Source organism: Desulfocicer vacuolatum DSM 3385 (assembly GCF_900176365.1).
Taxonomy (GTDB): Bacteria; Desulfobacterota; Desulfobacteria; order Desulfobacterales; family Desulfobacteraceae; genus Desulfocicer; species Desulfocicer vacuolatum.
In genome coordinates this window covers 97,610-115,378 of the sequence record NZ_FWXY01000012.1, presented here as the reverse complement: position 1 = coordinate 115,378, position 17,769 = coordinate 97,610, and the positions used below count along the sequence as shown (strand labels likewise).

Annotated in this window: 13 protein-coding genes; 7 read left to right on the top strand and 6 right to left on the bottom strand. The window is 47.7% G+C overall.

Annotated features, from left to right (window positions below; all coding sequences use genetic code 11):
- The first annotated feature begins 120 nt into the window (after positions 1-120).
- Complete coding sequence (locus tag B9A32_RS12160; RefSeq protein ID WP_084069717.1) at positions 121-1,872, top strand: aldehyde ferredoxin oxidoreductase family protein; 1,752 nt, start codon at positions 121-123, stop codon at positions 1,870-1,872.
- 99 nt (positions 1,873-1,971) lie between these two features.
- Here B9A32_RS12160 and B9A32_RS12155 read toward each other — a convergent pair whose 3' ends face one another.
- Positions 1,972-3,753 carry a sigma 54-interacting transcriptional regulator gene (locus B9A32_RS12155; RefSeq protein WP_084069716.1) on the bottom strand — a complete coding sequence of 594 codons (1,782 nt, stop codon included), beginning with the start codon at positions 3,751-3,753 and terminating at the stop codon, positions 1,972-1,974.
- A 137-nt stretch (positions 3,754-3,890) separates the two neighbouring features.
- Here B9A32_RS12155 and B9A32_RS12150 point away from each other — a divergent pair, with 137 nt between their 5' ends.
- Positions 3,891-4,673, top strand: coding sequence for an IclR family transcriptional regulator (locus tag B9A32_RS12150; RefSeq protein ID WP_084069715.1), 783 nt, complete (start codon positions 3,891-3,893; stop codon positions 4,671-4,673).
- Between the two features lie 130 nt (positions 4,674-4,803).
- On the opposite strand, the gene B9A32_RS12145 is transcribed toward B9A32_RS12150, so the two are convergent.
- On the bottom strand, positions 4,804-5,568 hold the full coding sequence (locus B9A32_RS12145; protein ID WP_084069714.1) for a CoA-transferase subunit beta: 765 nt from the start codon (positions 5,566-5,568) through the stop codon (positions 4,804-4,806).
- A gap of 99 nt (positions 5,569-5,667) precedes the next feature.
- The gene (locus tag B9A32_RS12140; RefSeq protein WP_084069713.1) at positions 5,668-6,645 is read right to left on the bottom strand and encodes a CoA transferase subunit A; all 978 of its coding nucleotides are present in this window, start codon (positions 6,643-6,645) and stop codon (positions 5,668-5,670) included.
- A 164-nt stretch (positions 6,646-6,809) separates the two neighbouring features.
- Here B9A32_RS12140 and B9A32_RS12135 point away from each other — a divergent pair, with 164 nt between their 5' ends.
- The 3 genes from B9A32_RS12135 to B9A32_RS12125 all read left to right on the top strand — a co-directional run bounded on the left by B9A32_RS12135 (position 6,810) and on the right by B9A32_RS12125 (position 10,287).
- A complete protein-coding gene (locus tag B9A32_RS12135) occupies positions 6,810-8,369 on the top strand; it encodes an ATP-binding protein (RefSeq protein WP_170923807.1) in 1,560 nt (519 codons plus the stop codon).
- On the top strand, positions 8,366-9,727 hold the full coding sequence (locus B9A32_RS12130) for a sigma-54-dependent transcriptional regulator (protein WP_084069711.1): 1,362 nt from the start codon (positions 8,366-8,368) through the stop codon (positions 9,725-9,727). Before B9A32_RS12135 ends, B9A32_RS12130 begins: the two co-directional genes overlap by 4 nt.
- 68 nt (positions 9,728-9,795) lie before the next feature.
- A complete protein-coding gene (locus B9A32_RS12125; protein WP_212637913.1) occupies positions 9,796-10,287 on the top strand; it encodes a matrixin family metalloprotease in 492 nt (163 codons plus the stop codon).
- Between the two features lie 112 nt (positions 10,288-10,399).
- Here B9A32_RS12125 and B9A32_RS12120 read toward each other — a convergent pair whose 3' ends face one another.
- The 3 genes from B9A32_RS12120 to B9A32_RS12105 all read right to left on the bottom strand — a co-directional run bounded on the left by B9A32_RS12120 (position 10,400) and on the right by B9A32_RS12105 (position 13,156).
- Positions 10,400-11,326: a glycine cleavage system protein H gene (locus B9A32_RS12120; protein WP_084069709.1), complete on the bottom strand. Its 927-nt coding sequence runs from the start codon at positions 11,324-11,326 to the stop codon at positions 10,400-10,402.
- 497 nt (positions 11,327-11,823) lie between these two features.
- Positions 11,824-12,300: a PaaI family thioesterase gene (locus B9A32_RS12110; protein ID WP_084069707.1), complete on the bottom strand. Its 477-nt coding sequence runs from the start codon at positions 12,298-12,300 to the stop codon at positions 11,824-11,826.
- Positions 12,301-12,334: 34 nt separating this feature from the next.
- Positions 12,335-13,156 (bottom strand): purine-nucleoside phosphorylase, encoded by an 822-nt coding sequence (locus tag B9A32_RS12105; RefSeq protein ID WP_084069706.1) that lies wholly within the window; start codon positions 13,154-13,156, stop codon positions 12,335-12,337.
- Between the two features lie 236 nt (positions 13,157-13,392).
- Here B9A32_RS12105 and B9A32_RS12100 point away from each other — a divergent pair, with 236 nt between their 5' ends.
- Together B9A32_RS12100 and B9A32_RS22145 are read left to right on the top strand one after the other, a co-directional pair.
- Positions 13,393-15,420 (top strand): PAS domain-containing hybrid sensor histidine kinase/response regulator, encoded by a 2,028-nt coding sequence (locus tag B9A32_RS12100; RefSeq protein WP_212637912.1) that lies wholly within the window; start codon positions 13,393-13,395, stop codon positions 15,418-15,420.
- Positions 15,421-15,603: 183 nt separating this feature from the next.
- Positions 15,604-17,334, top strand: coding sequence for a cytochrome c3 family protein (locus B9A32_RS22145; RefSeq protein WP_084069704.1), 1,731 nt, complete (start codon positions 15,604-15,606; stop codon positions 17,332-17,334).
- Positions 17,335-17,769: the final 435 nt, after the last annotated feature.

Genomic DNA, 17,769 nt, shown 5'->3' with positions numbered 1-17,769 from the left:
ATTCTGGATTTTTCGTTTGCCCGGTCCATGGGACGGCAAGAAAATGTGATTTTTTTAAAGAACGCCAGATTACTAACGGCGGATTCTCTAAAGCCGGTTTTCACCGGATAAGGAAGCACTATGAAAGGTTTTTTCAAGCGTCTCATTATCATTGATGTGAGCAGTCAGGAAGTGACAATAGAACCCATTAAAGAAGAGGTCCTTAAACAATATATGGGCGGCAAAGGTCTGGGAACCAGGCTGCTGCTGGAACATAATCCCCCCCAGGTGGATGCCCTGTCCCCTGATAACAGCTTTATCATGGGACTTGGCCCTGCAACGGACAGCAGGCTTTACGGCAGTTGCCGGTATGGTATTTACACCAAATCGCCCCTCACCGGTTTTTATGGGGAATCCTATTCCGGGGGAAGCGTTGCCATCTCCATGAGTCGTACCGGATATGATTTTGTGATTTTAAAGGGGGCCTCGGATCATCCTGTGTGGCTGGAGATTTCTGATACAGAGGTTAAATTCCACGATGCGGATGATCTTTGGGGAAAAGAGAGTTATGAAACCGAAGACCTTGTCAAGGAACGGTGCGGTGTCAAAGGCTGCGGCGCTTTGGTCATCGGGCCTGCCGGAGAGAATCTGGTGCGGTTTGCCGTGGTGGAAAACGATTATTGGCGATCGGCCGGACGTTGCGGCATGGGGGCTGTTTTGGGGTCTAAAAAGGTGAAAGCCATGGTGTTCCATGGATCTTGCCGACGGGAATTTCATGATCCTGATAAAATTAAAAAATATGCAAAGGATATGCTCCGGGAACTTAAGGATCATGTGGCCACAAATACCTACAGAACCCAGGGAACCCCTGTGATGGTGGCCGGTTTAAACAATGCCGGTGCCTTTCCCACAAAATACTGGTCCAAGGGGAAATGCGAGCACTGGGAAAAGATTAATGCCCAGAGCATGAAGGAGCGCCTGGACCCCAAACCAAGGTCATGTAAAACCTGCTTCATGGGGTGTGGTAAATTTGTCACAGTCAAAGAAGGTCGTCACAAAGGGCTTCAGCTGGAAGGTCCTGAATATGAAACCATCTATGCCTTTGGCGGTCTTTGCATGATTGACAGCATTGAGGACATTGTGTGGCTCAACGACATCTGCGATCGCCTGGGCATGGATACCATGAGTGCCGGTAACCTTGCGGCCCTTGCCATTGAAGCATCCCAACGGGGTAAAATAAAAGAAAATCTTCCCTATGGCGATGCCGAAGTTGTGGCAGATCTTCTTTATAAAATTGCCCGCAGGGAAGGATTGGGGGGCCTCATTGCCGAGGGTATTAAAACGGCCAGTGTGGAGCTGGATATGGAAGATGTGGCCATCCATGTCAAGGGTCTTGAACCGGCAGGATATGATCCCAGGGTGTTAAAGGGAATGGGCCTTGCCTATGCCATCAGTCCCCGGGGGGCCTGTCATTTGAGAAGCACCTTTTATAAACCTGAACTGGCCGGTATGATTGATCCGGATCAGCTGGAGGACAAGGCTGAAATGTTCCTTGATTTTGAGGACCGATGTACTTTGTTTGATGCCATTATCTTTTGTCGGTTTTACAGGGATTTTTATACCTGGGAGGAGTTGGCCGCTGTTTTTGAAATGACCACCGGCGAAAAATTTTCCAAATCTGATCTTAAAGCTGTGGCAGCCCGAATCACCGATGATACCCGGCGGTTCAACTTAAGGGAAGGGCTGACCATGGCCGATGATCAATTGCCCAAGCGATTTTTAAAAGAAAAGCTTGAAACCGGTAAAGGCATCACCGAAGCGGATATGAATTATCTGGTTCAGGATTATTACAAACTCAGGGGATGGGATCCCAAGGGTATTCCCGTTGACTGAAAACTGAAAAATCAACTGAATTATCAATAAATCGGGGTGGCAGAGCCGGCAGGCTGTGTCATCCCAATGCCCGGTGTTGTGAAGTGTGCCGAAATGGTCTCATTTCAGGAGGTGCTTTTTCAACTTACGGGCCACAGTGGACTGGTTCAGTCCCAGAGAATGGGCCATTTTAGCCTGGGTGCCATGGAATTTCAGGGCTTTTTCAAGAATCTCTTTTTCCAGGGCATCCATTCTTTCTTTGAGTGTCTGCCCCGGATGCCACACCTCACCCCCCAGGGGACCTTTTGCCACGCCCTCCCTGACACTTGCCGGCAGATCTTCCAGATTGACATGTCCATCCTGGGACATCACCACCACCCGTTCACATATGTTGATCATTTCCCTGACATTGCCGGGATAGGGGTGCTCCAGCATGGCACTCATGGCTTCCCGGGAAAACATAACCCTTTTTTTACCATACCGTCGGCAGAATTGATCTGTAAAATGGTTGATCAGGGGTAAGATGCAATCCCTTCGCTTGCGCAAGGGGAGCATGGTCAGGGGAATGACATTGAGGCGGTAAAACAGATCACTTCTGAATTGTTTCCGGGCCACCATTTTTTTAAGATTCCGGTTGGTGGCTGCCACAATCCGAACATCCACTTTCTGGCTGACGGTTCCACCCACCCGGGTAATCTGTCCATCCTCCAGAAACCGCAACAGTTTTACCTGGGAGGAAAGGGGCAGTTCTGCAATTTCATCCAGAAAAATAATGCCCTTATGTGCCATTTCAAATTTACCCGGTTTACCCCCTTTGCCCGCACCGGTGAAGGCCCCTTTTTCATAGCCAAACAACTCGCTTTCCACCAGGGATTCGGGGATTGAGCCGCAATTGAGCTTGATCATGGGATGGTTTTTCCGGGGGGAATATTTGTGAATAAGATCTGCCACCACTCCTTTTCCGGTGCCGGATTCGCCCAAAATCAATACCGTGGAATCCACTGTGCCAAGTTTTACGGCCTGTTGAATAATATTTATATATTCAGGGGTTTTTGCAATGATTTGTCGTGATTCCATCTCTTCAATCTGCATCTCCAGCAGATCCTGGCGATACTGGTTGTTTAAGGCCACCTTTTCTTCCAGCTCTTCCTGGAGACTCTTGATTTCAGTAATATCCCTTTCGTTTACAACCACTCTGAACAGATTGCCGTTGGAATCAAAGACAGGGTTGCCCGTGAGAAAAAGTATTTTACCGTGGCGGGTTTGCTGGAGAATGCTGACCTTTTTTTGGGTTTTAAGCACTTCAAGGGTGACAGACTGGTCAATGAGTCCTTCGGCCACCAGTTCTGATATATTTCTGCCCAGAACCTCATCTGATTTCACATGGGTGAGATATTCAGAGGCTGGATTGAGCCTGAGTATGGTTCCTTCTCCATCGCAAATCCATAGTCCGTCGTTGCTGGAATCAATGATGGTATCAAGTTCCATGGAAAGATCCTGGAAAGATTGCATTTGTGAGGTGATTTTTTCCAGGGCCGTCATATCCTGGAATATGCAAAATATTCCCAACATTGCATTGCGGTGGCGGATGGGGTTCAAAAGCACAGAATAACGGACGTTGTTTCTATTAATAATGATACCTTCTGCGGCTTTATCGGCTTTCAGGACCTGTTGGGCATGCTTGGAAAGATCGGGCAGGGTGGTGGAGAGCATGGCACCGGGGAACAGATCCAGCCCCGTCTGGGCCAGTTGGTTGGAAATCATGATTTTCAAGGTCATGTCCAGGGCTGCAATGCCGTTGGGTGAGGCATTTAAAAGGGATTTACTGAATCGTTTCCAGTCCAGTTTTAATTGATTTTTTTCCCCGGCATTCCAGTAAAGTTGTTCTGCTTTGAAAATCATATCCAATATCCCATTTTAAGGGTTAAGTTTCCAACAAAGTGTAAACTACTTTTTGGGTTATGTGAAGGATGGCGATCTTTTCTTGACATTTTTTTTTGAGTATGACAGTTTGGTTCTAAAAAACAGTGTTTTATAATATGAAACAAAACAATGATCATAAAAAATATAATGCCATTGAAAAATCGATTTTGACGCTTCTGGCATTCAGTGAAGATAAATCCAGCTGGGGAGTGCGGGAGTTGAGCCAGAAACTCGGATTCAGTCCGGCAACGGTTCAGCGGATTCTACAGACCTACAAAACCTACGGATTTGTTAAACAGGACAGCCAGACCCGTCAGTATCATCTGGGTAATGTGTTTTATAAATTCATAGAACCCCTTCAGCATGTTAACCAGGTGACCCGGGGTGCCCGGAAATACATGGAACAGGTGGCAGCGGAAACCGGGGAGACGGTTCATCTGAATATAGTTGAGGATGGGCATCGCATCTGCATTGATACCCTGGAGTCCTCCAGGGCCCTGCGGGCAGGCATGCCCCTGGGGCATAGATCCCCTCTCCATGCCGGTGCTTCAGCCAAATGTTTGCTGGCATTTTCTTCACCTGAGTTTATTGAAACCTATCTGGACCTCACGCCCCTTACCCGTTTGACGGAAAACACATTGGTGGAACGGACCTCCTTAGAGCAGGCACTGTCCCAGATAAGGCAAGAGGGGTTTGCCGGCAGCCTGGGGGAAAGAACCCCGGGGCTGGGTTCTTTGAGCGCCCCCATTATGGATCACCGGGGAAAAGCGATTGCTGTGTTGAGTCTGGCCATTCCGGAAATTCGTTTTTCCAATGACGTCCATCGCAATAAATGTATTGAGTCCCTGATTGGTGCGGTTCGGGAATTTTCATTGGAAAACGGTTTTTTATTCCGATAAAATAATGATGCAAAAAGGTGCTTTTCCGCACATGGCACCTGCCGTGGAACGGAAAAGCCGGTCTTGAATATCCATGGAAATTTGACATATCCCGGTGTGCTTTTGCCACCCACAACGGCAACATGGTCTTTTAAGATAGTATCAATCGCTGGTGATCACATTTTTCCCTTAAAAGAGTCAGTTCTTCCGCAGTGGGGGGGGTTGCTTCTTCTGCCCGGGAAGTATCCACGGAAAATTCCATTTTGTCCAGAATTTGTTCCGGTGTTATGCCGGGATAAAAGGCAGCCAGGTACATCTGTTTTGTGGTGTCATCAAACCGCATGACCCCCATGTTGGTGATGACAAGTTCCGGTCCTCCGGGAATAAGGCCCGCGTTTTTTCGTCCATCCGGGCCGTCAAGATAACCCGGGCTGGTGAGATAATCAAGTTTTTTCACAAATTTACGCTTCTCATGCTGCATGAAAATAATGCTTCGGGGAACAAAAGATGCCACATCACAACCCCCGCCACTGCCGGAGAATCGAATTTTGGGTGACTCATAATCACCGATCACCGTGGAATTGAGGTTACCGAATTTATCCACCTGGGCCGCTCCGAGAATTCCCACCACATGCTGTCCTGTGATGGCATTTTGCATGGTGGCAAAGGAATCCAGGAGTCCTCCGTTGGCAGAGGTGTGGTACATCACCCGGGGATCTCCCACCGCCAGGGGAATTTCTTCCAGTTTGGAGTCAATGGCTCCGGTTTCAAAAAAAATAACACTTTCCGGGGCATTGATATTCTTGGCTGCCATGGCTGCCAGCATGGAGATGCCGGTTCCACAGAAGACAATATCTTCATTTTTGATCTCCCGGGCCGCAGTGATGGCCATCATTTCTTTTAACGTATATTCCATTTTAGATTCCTTTTTTATATGAAATACTCCGTGAATCAGGGGTGTATTTCAAGCTTTGTTGTGGGCAGAACCGGATCAGAATACGATCCGCCTGTGCGCCTATTTTCTATCAAGGTTTCTGGCATAACCGGTTTGAGGGTCTGCGGCAATGGCAGCCATCTGTTCCGGCCCGGTTTTGGCAATGAGATCTTGCTGGGTTTGGCATCCATGGATCATCTCTTTGAGATATTCGCCATGGAGGGTGTCATCCTTTGCTTTTTTTGCATAGGCCTTTAAGTAGTTGGGATCATAATCATAATGGTGGTAACATGCCGTGGGATATGCCCCGTGGGGCACATGGACAACGGCATCCACATGGATGAAAGGAATCTGATTCTGGTCTGAGTCTGTTTTTAATTCATCATTGTCGTAAAGCTCTTCACAGGTGACAATGAGATGCTTTGCAGCCTTGGCCTGTTCTGCATCGGCAAAGGTGAGCCCCTGTATCCGGCAATTTCCGCGTTTATCGGCTTTTTGAACGTGGACGATGGTGACATCTGGCTGGATGGCCGGTACCAGCACCACTTTTTCTGTGTCCAGCCATCCTGAAAAGGGGTTGTCCATGATGGTTAGCTTGTCATCGGGTAATTTTTTCGATGTTTTTCTCATTTCCTGGGAAAAGCCCCATTTGTTAACAATATCAGTGCCCATGGAAGATCTGCAGGGCAGAAAAGGAACACCCATGGCCCCGGCCAGAAAACGCAGGGTCATTTGATAATTGGTGTAGTCTTCCACCTGGAGAAGATTTTCTTCCACAGCCTTGCGAAATCGGATGCAGGTGGATGCGAATTTGCCGCTGCCCCCATAGGCGATTTCCAGGTGGGAGACGCATCCGCCCCCAATGAGTTCATCCACCCCCTGACCGTTGGAATGGGCATATAAATGAATGTTTTTTACCCGTTGCCGGATGATTTCATACACGGCGGCCATGGGGTTTCGGTTAATGGTAAATCCCCCCAGGGAAAGATGACACCGGTCTTTTACATAAGTGTTGATAGCCGTTGTAAGATCCATGACCTTATCTTGCTTTAAGTTCATACCGTCACACGCCTCTGTTTTTTTGTTTTATGATGTGAAACACTGTTTTGTATTATAACTTTAATAACCATATGCATTGTTTCATGTCAAGTCCAAAAAGAATCTTTATTCGATTCAGATTTCTTGCTATACTTTTTAATATCAAAATTCATGGAGGATGGATCATGCCGTTTCAGGACGAAAGTGCTTCTCATACCTTTAAAATCGCCATTGTGGGCGGCGGGCGGCGATGCCTCTCCTTTTTGCAGCTCATGGAATTAAAAAAACTCAATCGCCTGCACGTTGACATTGCAGGCATCGCCGATGTCCACACCCGGGCCGTGGGGTTTGAGTATGCCCGGAAAAAGGGGATATTCACCACTGCCAGGTACCGGGATCTTTTTGACATACCCGGCCTTGAGTTGATCCTTAATCTCACCGGCAATATTGAGTTTTCCCATGAATTAAATAAAGCCACCCCTGAAGACCTGCCTGTTCTCAACCACATTGCCTCCCGACTGTTCCAGGAAATTGTGCAGGACGTGTTCACCTCAACCCAGCAGATTGCCCGGCAAAAGGAAGCCTTGAGCTTGAATCATTCCTTTATCCAGGCCCTGGCCGAGGTCACTGTGGTGGGGGCCATGGTTATTGATACCCATTATAAAGTGGTGTGGATCAATGAATCTGCATTGAAAAAGATAGGATTGCGAAAAGACGAGGTCCTTGGGCGTTACTGCTTTCAGATTTCCCATAATGCCATTACACCCTGTGACAGCCCGGAAAGTCCCTGTCCCATGAAAGAAACTTTAAAAACAGGACAGTCGGCCCATGCCATACATGAACATATCCACCATGACAAGGAGCGATATTGCGATGTAAGTACCTTTCCCATTTTTAATGACAAAGGCCAGATTGTCCAGGTCCTGGAGGTTGTCAGGGATATCACCGCTGAAATGAATGATCGCCTGGATCATAAAACCCGGGCCATTAAAAATGATCTGGCAAGGCTGGTGCACGAGGATAAAATCATATCCCTTGGTAAAATGGTGGCCTCTGTGGCCCATGAAATCAATAATCCCATTGGCTCCATTATTAATTTTAATAAGTTGATTCTTAAAATAATTGAGCAGGGTCCCCCCACGCACCGGGAGCTGGAGGATTTTAAACGATATCTACACTTGACCGTGCGGGAGGCCCAGCGGTGCGGTAAAATCGTCAGTAATTTGCTCTCCTTTTCCCGGCAGCAACAGATGGAGACCAAAAAAATTGATCTAACAGAGATGTTCCAGCGCATTGTGGCACTCACCCAGCACAAGATGATGCTGTCCAATATTAAATTAATTCTGGACTTTGAGCCCATCCCCCTGGAGGTGCTGGGGGACTACACCCAGATCCAGCAATGTTTCACCAATTTTGTTTTTAATGCCATGGAAGCCATGCCCCGGGGAGGAGAACTTACCATTAAAGCCGGCATAAATGAGATGCCACCGGGGGTGTGGGTGACGGTTACAGATACCGGCGTGGGAATCCCCAATGAAAATATGGATAAAATTTTTGAGCCGTTTTTTTCCACAAAAACCGAAGTCAGCGGTGTGGGACTGGGGCTTGCCATGGTGTATGGCATTATCAAGGCACACAATGGACACATCTCCGTGGAAAGTGAATTGAATAAAGGAACCACCTTTCGCATTATTTTGCCCGCACACACCAATGCATCCGATGCCGGAGGAAAAAAAGATAAATGAATGAATTTGAAATTTTGATTGTTGATGATGAAGAGGCCATGCGAGAATCCCTGTCTGCCTGGCTGGTCCGGGAAGGATATCGGGTGACAACGGCGTCATCCGGCCCAAATGCCCTTGATTCCCTGGAAAAACACCTGTCACAGCTTGTGTTGGTGGACATGCGAATGCCCGGTATGGACGGCCTTGAACTGCTCCGGGAGATTAAAACAGCGTATCCGGAGGTCATGGTGGTGATGATCACCGCCTATGGTTCCATTGAGTCTGCCATCAAGGCAATGAAGCAGGGAGCCAGCGATTATCTTTTAAAACCCTTTGATCCTGAGCAGTTAATTGTGTTGATTGAAAAACTGGCGGCCCAGAGAGCATTAAAGGACGAAAATCAGCGATTACGAAGGTGTTTATCTGAACAGGAAGACGTGTGGATGGAGGACCTGTTAGGCCAAAGCAGTGCCATGCGGGCCGTTTTTCAACAAATAGAAGATATTGCCCAGAGCAATACCCCGGTTTTCATCACCGGAGAGACAGGAACAGGAAAAGAACTGGTGGCCCGGGCCATCCATTTGCGAAGTAAGCGTCTTTTTTCTCCCTTTGTGGCCATTAATTGTGGGGCTGTCACTGAAACTCTTCTGGAAAGTGAACTGTTTGGCCATGAACGGGGGGCGTTCACCGGAGCCACCCAGGTGAGAAGGGGGCGCATTGAACTTGCTGATACCGGTACGCTTTTCCTTGATGAGGTGGGAGAAATATCCCCCCGGATGCAGGTGACCCTTTTGCGGGTACTGGAAAAAAAAACTTTTTTCAGATTGGGGGGAAGTCAGGAGATTCACAGTGATTTTCGTTTGATATGTGCCACCCATCGGGACATCTCGGCACTGATTGAATCCAGGGCCTTTCGCCGGGATTTTTATTTCAGAATCAATGTCATTAATATTGACATTCCGCCATTAAGGGATAGAATCGAAGATATACCTTTGCTGGCATTGCATTTTTTGGAAAAATTTTCCCGGGAAATGGGAAAAAACGTTGAGGGGCTCTCTCCTGAAGCCTTTGAGTTGTTAACAAAATATGACTGGCCGGGCAATGTTCGTGAGCTTAAAAATGTCATGGAAAGGGCTGTGGTGTTATGTAAAGAGCCCACCGTAAAAAAATCGTTGTTGACTTTCTTACGGCCTGAAAGGCAGCTGCCGGGGGAAGGGGGCCTGGAAAAAGATCTTATCCGACTGAGCGATGTGGAGGCCTCTCATATTAAACATACCCTTGGTGCCTGTGGGGGCAATGTCTCCAAATGTGCCGAACTTCTCAATATTGATCGCGGCACCCTTTCAAGAAAAATTAAAAAATACAGGATTAAAAAATAGCAGACAATGAATACATTCCCCGTTCACCGGGTTTTTTTACGCTGATTCCCCTGGGTGTTGTTGATGCGGTGGCAGTGAGGGTGGCTGCTGCCAACATACAGGCTGTTTTTGATATTGCAACGGATGTGGCAGCCCCGTGGCCGGCCCCCCGGGGAGCTGTGTTTTCCCATCGCAGTCAGTACAATGCCGCTGAAATTATCAAATCCCTTGCTGTAAATATCCATGGCCCGGTGAAGCGGGTGGGCATTACTTCCCGGGATATCACGTTGCCTTTTTTAACCTATGTTTTTGGGGAAGCCCGGATCGGGGGGAATGCCGCAGTTATTTCCACCCACCGGCTGCAACTGCCATGCAATGGGATTATCCCTGAAAAATCCCTGGTTTACACACGGCTTTCCAAAATAGCCATCCATGAGACCGGCCATCTTATGGGGTTATCCCATTGTAAAAGTTCCCGGTGTATCATGAATTTTTCCGTGGGACTTGATAAACTCGATACCCTTAGCCCAGTCCTGTGCAATGAATGCAAAGTGCGCTTAAACGCAATTACCAAACGGTGATTATGTTCCGGCGGGTATCACTGCCATGGGCAGCCCGTATTCTGAGCTGGCTCTGTCAACAAGGAATATTGAAATGGTCGTATTGTGCCGCCCCCGACAGGCAATGATTGAGTTATGGGGTCAGAAGAAACGATTTAACCAGTGTATCCCATCCGAGTTCAGGTATTTGACCATAGATATCGTTGACGGCCCGTCCCCCGGTGGCCGCCAGTTTGTATTCTGTCTCTTGGGAAACAAGGGCGGCAAGGCGGCTGCTTTCCTCTTCCATCCAGGCGATGCTCTCTTCTCCAAAGATAAGATTTTTTAGATTCATTTTAAGTTTTGTGGGCTCAATGATCATCAGCCATCCCTCTCCATAGGGATCTTTGTTCACCATACCCTTTTGTCTGATGGTGGGGTTTATGGCAACAACGATTCCTTCCATGGGGTACAGTGCTTCGGCTTTTAATTCATCCCTGGCAATACCAATACCCGGTTCTCCCTGCTGCACGGCGGTTCCCAGGGCCGGAAGATCGGGCAAATCCATGGGGCCCAGTAATTTTGTGGCAAAATCATCCAGACCCAGACGCACACGCCCCCCGTATTCAATGCGGGCCCATGTATGCCCTCGGTGGTAGTAGTATCGTTGGGCAAGACTGAACCCGCCTGCATACTCCTTGTTCACATGGGAAACGGCAAGGCTGATGGTTTCCTCCTCCATCAACTGATGATAGGCGCAGGTGGCGCAGTCATAATTATGGATACAGTATTTGTATGCCACCCTGCCGGAGAGCATATGTCTGCATTTTGTGTCCGTACCTGTGATAACCGGTTCACTTGTATGGGGAAGGTGATTGCGCCATGCCGGATGCCGGTGCATCTGCTTGCTCTGGACACGTTCCTGCATTTTTTTGTCCAGGGGACAATCAAAGCAGTTAAATGCATTCATGCAGGGAAAGGGGGACATAATGCCTGCCCTGGACCAGACACACTGGTTTGAAGTCATGTCAAAGACCATGGGAGCCTGTTTGGTTTTGTTTTTTATTGTGTGGGTTTTCATGGGATACCTCCCCGGGCTTAAGCGCCTGTTTAAAATATAGATAAATCACCTGAAATCGCATGGGATTGCACTTGGCCCCCCCGGTTTTTAAACAGGGCTGAAATGCGATCCCTGTGATCAGGGGTTGCTCATTTATAAATCAAGAATTGGGCCGGAAAGGTGATGCACAATAAAAATTTTATTTGGCATGTGTTAAATAAGGGGTAGGCTTGGGAATGTGAAGATTTTGTTTTTAAAGGTTGTGTTGAAAATTTGTTATTAATATAGGTTGTTAGAGATATCATTACTGTGTGTGAATCTTTTGAATGCTGCCCCCCCCTGGCTGGCAATGTGATGACACCCAGGCAACCAAGGGGTAAAAAGGGCGCTGACATTAAACCGGAGACATCGTAAATATGATTTGTTTTGCACCGGAGTGGTGCAAAATGCAGCAGCAATTGATGGGCCATGGCAAGTGGTTGTATGTCAGGTGTCGCTCTTAAATAAAGTGCCGATTTTTATATGTCCGGAAGCGCAGATTTATTTTCAAATTGAATTTCTTCTCCTGCCAGGGAATCTTTGGGTGCCAGTATCATCAGGCGAACCCGGCCAGATGCCACCAGTCGGTCCCGGTCATCGTGGATGCGGGTTTCCCAGACATGGGCTCTTCTGCCCCTGGTCAGGGGAGTTGCCACGCAGTGAAGGGTTCCGGAACGCACGGCCCGGAGAAATGTGGTACTGTTTTCCAGGCCCACGGCATTTTTATTTTCTCCCATCACGTTAATAACAGCCCCCACACTGCACATGCTTTCGGCAATGGCGGCATAGACCCCCCCATGGACAATGCCATATACCTGGTGGTGTTTTCCCGAGATTTCAAGTTCTGCTTGGAGGCGCTCCATGGTTACATGGGTGAACTTGAGTCCCAGCATGGTATTAAATCCACCGGCCTCTTTATTCAGTAGTGTGGTGATATTATCAGGTAATTTTCCCATGGGTTTTTTCTCCCGGATATTGTCATGGTTATGGTTACAGTGCGGACACAACTTCAGTGATAAGGGTGTTTACATTTTTTGCTGCTTTTTCAGCGGTTTTAATGATCTCTTCCACTGTGGCTTTTTCCGGTGCATCGGGGTTGTTGATATTGGTGATGGTGGCAAGACCCAATATTTTCATTTCAGCATGGACCCCTGCAATGGCCTCCATCACGGTGGAGAAACCAACGGCATCTGCACCAATGGTTTTCAGATATCTTGTTTCTGCAGGGGTTTCCAGGGACGGTCCCATGAGTCCGGCATAAACACCCCGGGCCAGGGGAATGTTTTTGGATTCAGCAGCTTTCCGGGCCAGATCAGCAAGAAAGGTATCATAAACCCGGGTCATGTCCGGGAAGCGTATGCCCCAGTCATCGTTATTGGGTCCTTGCAGAGGATTTTGTCCCGTGAGGTTAATGTGGTCGGTGATGAGCATGATCCGGCCGGGTGAAAAATCAAGATTAAGTCCCCCTGAAGCGTTGCTGATAATCAGATATTTTATCCCCAGTGCCTGCATGACCCTCACCGGAAAAGTGACCTGGGCCGGAGAGTATCCTTCATAGAGATGAAACCGCCCCTGCATGGCCATGATGGGGGTGCCTGCAAGGGTGCCCAGGAGTAATTGTCCGGTGTGACTTTCCACAGTGGAAATTGGAAAATGGGGGATCTGGGAGTAGGGCAGGGCGGTTTCCACGGCAATATTCCCGGTGCTGCTTCCCAGGCCTGTCCCGGTGAGAAATCCCACCCTGGGCAGGTGGGATATTTTTTCTTTAATGTATGCTGCGGCTTCTATCACCCGGGTGTTGCTGGGTTGCATATAAATTTCTCCTGGTATATGGTGATCCGTTATATTGTTAATCCCAAATAAATGCACTGTGTTTGAACGGGTATGTAGCAGATTCATTGTATCTGCTCAAGAAAATTCATGGACCTTGTGGAGTAAGTTCAGTGGAAAAATTTAAAAATAAAAAATATGTTTTGATTTATATTTGCGCTTTATTTTTTCTTTGGCCTTCCCCTTGCCGGGCTTTCCTTGAAATTAAATTCGGCAGTGTGGTTCTATCTCCCGGGGAAGTTCTTTTGTGGATTGGCGGTACCTTGGGAACCTGTCTGGGTATTTTCTTTTTTTTATGGAACCGGCAGCTTAAACGGGAAATTGCCTCCAGAAAACGCGCTGAGAAGAAATTGATTTACAGTGAAAATCTTTTTCGCAAGGTGTTTTCAATTTTGCCGGTGGGGCTGTGGCTGGCCGATAAAAACGGCAAATTGATAAAAGGCAACCCCGAGGCCGGGCGAATATGGGGAAAACTTCCCCTGGTGGATGTTGCTGAATTTGATATTTTTAAATCACGCAGGCTTGGCTCCAGTGTGAACATGGCTGTCAAGGACAGGCCATTATACCGAACCATCACAGAGGGCATCACAATTGCCGGGGAGTTGCTTGAAATTGATGCCTTTGATGGAGAAAAAAGAGTGGTATCCACTTTCACAGCTCCGGTGAAGGATGATGCAGGAAACATTCAAGGAGCCATTGAAGTAAATCTGGATTTGACCCGGATCAAGGCCATGGAATCCCAGTTGATTGACAGCAAATCCCGATATCGGGCCTTGTTTGAGCATAACCCCATCCAGACGATTATTGTGGATAAAAATGCCCGGATTATGATGCATAATTTTGCCGGAAAAAAGCGCCACGGCTCCCTGCCCGCCGTGGGGGATGTCATGTACAAGGATTATGCAGAGAAACATTCTGTGGATATGTATAATGCGCTGATGGCGTGTATGCGTAAAAATGAGCAAAAAGATTTTTCTGAAATCAAATACAAAGAGCGTTATTTAAATATCAGTATTGCTCCTTTCAGTCATGGTGCCATCATTACCCTTATTGATGTCACAGACAGGTGTCGCCTGATGGAGGAGCTGCAACAGGCAAGAAAAATGGAGGCCATTGGCACCCTGGCCGGGGGGGTTGCCCACGATTTTAATAACCTTCTCGGTATCATTCTGGGCAATATGGAGCTTGCCCTGGATGAGGTTCCCCAATGGAGTTCTGCCCGGGAAAATCTTAAAGAAATTCAAACAGCGGGGCTAAGAGCAAGGGATGTGGTTCATCAGCTGCTCAGTTTCAGCCGAAAATGTGATATTTCTAAAAAAACAGTGGACCTCCGGAAAATTGTAAAGGAGGCAGAACATCTTTTAAGGGCCTCCATTCCCACCACCATTGAAATTAAGACAGAGATGCCAAAGGAAATTTGTCCCATTAAGGCCGATTCCACCCAGATTCAGCAGATTATTATAAATTTAAGTACCAATGGGGCCCATGCCATGGAGGCAAAGGGCACCGGGATATTGACCCTTGGACTGGAAAACGTGGTGCTGGATTCAATGGAAAGTCAGCGTTGGGGGGATATCAGTTTGACACCGGGCAAATATGTGGTTTTGCGAGTCAGTGACACCGGCCATGGCATAGACTCTGCCATTCAAGAGAAATTATTTGATCCCTATTTTACCACAAAAGAGGTGGGTAAGGGCTCCGGTATGGGTCTTTTTGTGGTGCACGGTATTGTGAAAAGCCATGATGCAACGTTGCAAATTGAGAGTCAGCCGGAAAGAGGCACCACCATAAAGGTCTTTTTTCCGGCAACGGATGAAATGCCCGAGCAGTCTTCTTCCGTTTGTGCACAGCTTCCCAGGGGGGAGGAAACCATCCTTGTGGTGGATGATGAAATTTCCCTTGTTAAAATTGCCTCTGTTATTTTGGGGAATTTGGGGTATCAGGTAAAGGGGGTGACTTCATCCCGGGAGGCCTTGGCCCTGTTTCAATCCGATCCCATGGCCATTGACCTTGTGATCACCGATATGACCATGCCGGAAATGAATGGCAAGATGTTGGCAAAGGCGCTCATTGAAATACGCCCTGAAATCCCCATTATTCTTTGCACCGGCATTGCACAGGAAATAAGCGTTGAGCAGTTAAAACAGATGGGGATCGCCCACTGCATTGAAAAACCCCTGGAGCGAAGTGAGCTTGCCACTGCTGTGCGCCGGGTGCTGGATGAAATGATTCATATCAGGCAATGATTTTCATTGACCTTTATTGTTTATTTGATAAAAATCTGATATCACTTTTTTTTGGAAACTTAACGTACGGTTGTGCGTGAATTTTGATAAGATCGTTTGGTTTCAGAGAACCGCTGACGGCGGTATCTGAATGGACAAATTACATTTTTAGGATTTTTTTGTTAAAAGGACAGGAGGGGCGTGATGCGCGGTAAATTTGATGGGCAGAATCTACTTTTCATCGTTATGTTAGCGTTGATTGTAATGTTGAGTTATTGTTCTATTCCCCATGGGGAGAAAGATCTGGATCCATGGGAAAAAGCAAAGAATGCGCATATGAAATCCATGGCTGTACACCATGATGCCTCCCAGGAAAAGGGGATGGATCACCATGCTGTGGTATCGCAGACAGAAGAGACTGAAAAGTCAGAGGTAGAACCGGCCACAGAAACACCGGCATCCACCAAAGCCGCCGCCCATGAAGAAGAAGCCGTGCATGAAAAAGAAGCGGTTGCAGCGCATGAAGAAAAAGCCCCGGCTCCGGCAAAAGAGGAAACAGCCCACAAGGCAGATGTTGCCCCTGAAGAGACTGAAAAAGATGTGCATGCAAAGGCCGTTGAAGAAACTGAGCCCGTTGCGGCAGCCCAGGATGAATCTGCTCCCGCTGAAACAGTGGCAGCGGCTCCTGTAGCATCCGCCGGTATGGCAGATATCATGGCCATGGAAAATTCAGAATACGCAAAGCATAAGAAACCCATTGTATTGTTTACCCATAAAAAACACATGGAAGATTATGGCATTGGCTGCGGTGAATGCCATCATGATGATTCCGGTGAACCCCTGGCTGATTTGAAAATAGGGGATGAAGTTGAAAGCTGCATTGCCTGTCATGCCGAGCCCGGAAAGGCCCCGGCCAAGATTGATAATAAAAAATTGACAGCAGAGCAAAAACTTGAGTACCACACAGATGCCCTTCACCAGAACTGCATTACCTGTCATAAAGCCTTTAACAAAAAGAATAACACCAAGGCAGCCCCGGCAACCTGTAATAACTGTCATGATAAAAACAAAACCATGCCTGTTCCGGCTCCGGCAGCCCCCGCTGTAGCTGCTGAAGATGCCGCCCCTGTGGCAACAGAAGCCCCGGTGGTTGAAGATGCCGTCCCTGCGGCAGCAGAAGCCCCGGTGGTTGAAGATGCCGCCCCTGTGGCAACAGAAGCCCCGGTGGTTGAAGATGCCGTCCCTGCGGCAGCAGAAGCCCCGGTGGTTGAAGATGCCGTCCCTGCGGCAGCAGAAGCCCCGGTGGTTGAAGATGCCGCCCCTGTGGCAACAGAAGCCCCGGTGGTTGAAGATGCCGTCCCTGCGGCAGCAGAAGCCCCGGTGGTTGAAGATGCCGTCCCTGCGGCAGCAGAAGCCCCGGTTGCTGAAGAGGCTGTCCCTGCGGCAATAGAAGCTCCGGTTGCTGAAGAGGCTGTCCCTGCGGCAGCAGAAGCCCCGGCTGTTGAAGAGGCAGCGCCTGTGGCAGAAGCACCGACAACAGAGGAAGCCGCTCCAGTGGTGGAGTCCAATATTGCAGATATCATGCCCATGGAGAATCCAGCCTATAAAGCCCATAAAAAAGGAATTGTTCAGTTCACCCATAAGAAGCACATGGAAGATTATGGGATAACATGCGGGGAATGTCACCACGATGCAGACGGTAAGCCACTGAATGATTTAAAAATGGGCGATGCCGTGGAAAATTGTATTGCCTGCCATGCCAAACCGGGTAAAGCCCCCAAGAAAAAAGGGGAAAAATTGACCAAGGCCCAGAAGATGGAGTACCATACCAATGCGCTCCACGAAAATTGCATTACCTGCCATAAGGATTATAATAAAAAGAACAATACCAAGGCAGCACCCGCCTCTTGCGGTAAGTGTCATCCTAAGAAATAGAGTGTTTTAATTTAAAAAACAGCTTTTTCCCGGCTGGGGTCAAGGTCTGCCTTTGTGCAGGCCTTGATCTTTTTACCAAAAGTAAACCCTTACCGGTTCCAAAATTTTTTCTCATCTCCCATATCCCATATCCCATATCCCTTTTCCCTTTTCCCTCCGTATCATTATTTTCCTTTTTCCAATATCTCTGTCTGCTCCCATTTGCTTTATTACTGCTTGTCTTGAAGATTATTTGTTTTCAATTGTTAGATAAAGTTGTATTTTGTGTTTTTTGTAAAAAATAAAATACAGATGCGTTAAAGTGGGTAATTTGAGCACTTCTGTTTTATAACTTATTGAAAAAACATGCCTAATAGTCTATGATGTGTGATGTTTTGAATCGTGCCTTGCATATGGATGAAGAATTTATTACGATCATCCATCGTTCTTGTGGAG

What these genes read in the sequence shown, in the direction of transcription:
- B9A32_RS12160 (WP_084069717.1), top strand. Translation starts at nt 121, where the DNA reads ATGAAAGGTTTTTTCAAGCGTCTCATTATCATTGATGTGAGCAGTCAG.
- B9A32_RS12155 (WP_084069716.1), bottom strand. Translation starts at nt 3,753, where the DNA reads ATGATTTTCAAAGCAGAACAACTTTACTGGAATGCCGGGGAAAAAAAT.
- B9A32_RS12150 (WP_084069715.1), top strand. Translation starts at nt 3,891, where the DNA reads ATGAAACAAAACAATGATCATAAAAAATATAATGCCATTGAAAAATCG.
- B9A32_RS12145 (WP_084069714.1), bottom strand. Translation starts at nt 5,568, where the DNA reads ATGGAATATACGTTAAAAGAAATGATGGCCATCACTGCGGCCCGGGAG.
- B9A32_RS12140 (WP_084069713.1), bottom strand. Translation starts at nt 6,645, where the DNA reads ATGAACTTAAAGCAAGATAAGGTCATGGATCTTACAACGGCTATCAAC.
- B9A32_RS12135 (WP_170923807.1), top strand. Translation starts at nt 6,810, where the DNA reads ATGCCGTTTCAGGACGAAAGTGCTTCTCATACCTTTAAAATCGCCATT.
- B9A32_RS12130 (WP_084069711.1), top strand. Translation starts at nt 8,366, where the DNA reads ATGAATGAATTTGAAATTTTGATTGTTGATGATGAAGAGGCCATGCGA.
- B9A32_RS12120 (WP_084069709.1), bottom strand. Translation starts at nt 11,326, where the DNA reads ATGAAAACCCACACAATAAAAAACAAAACCAAACAGGCTCCCATGGTC.
- B9A32_RS12110 (WP_084069707.1), bottom strand. Translation starts at nt 12,300, where the DNA reads ATGGGAAAATTACCTGATAATATCACCACACTACTGAATAAAGAGGCC.
- B9A32_RS12105 (WP_084069706.1), bottom strand. Translation starts at nt 13,156, where the DNA reads ATGCAACCCAGCAACACCCGGGTGATAGAAGCCGCAGCATACATTAAA.
- B9A32_RS22145 (WP_084069704.1), top strand. Translation starts at nt 15,604, where the DNA reads ATGCGCGGTAAATTTGATGGGCAGAATCTACTTTTCATCGTTATGTTA.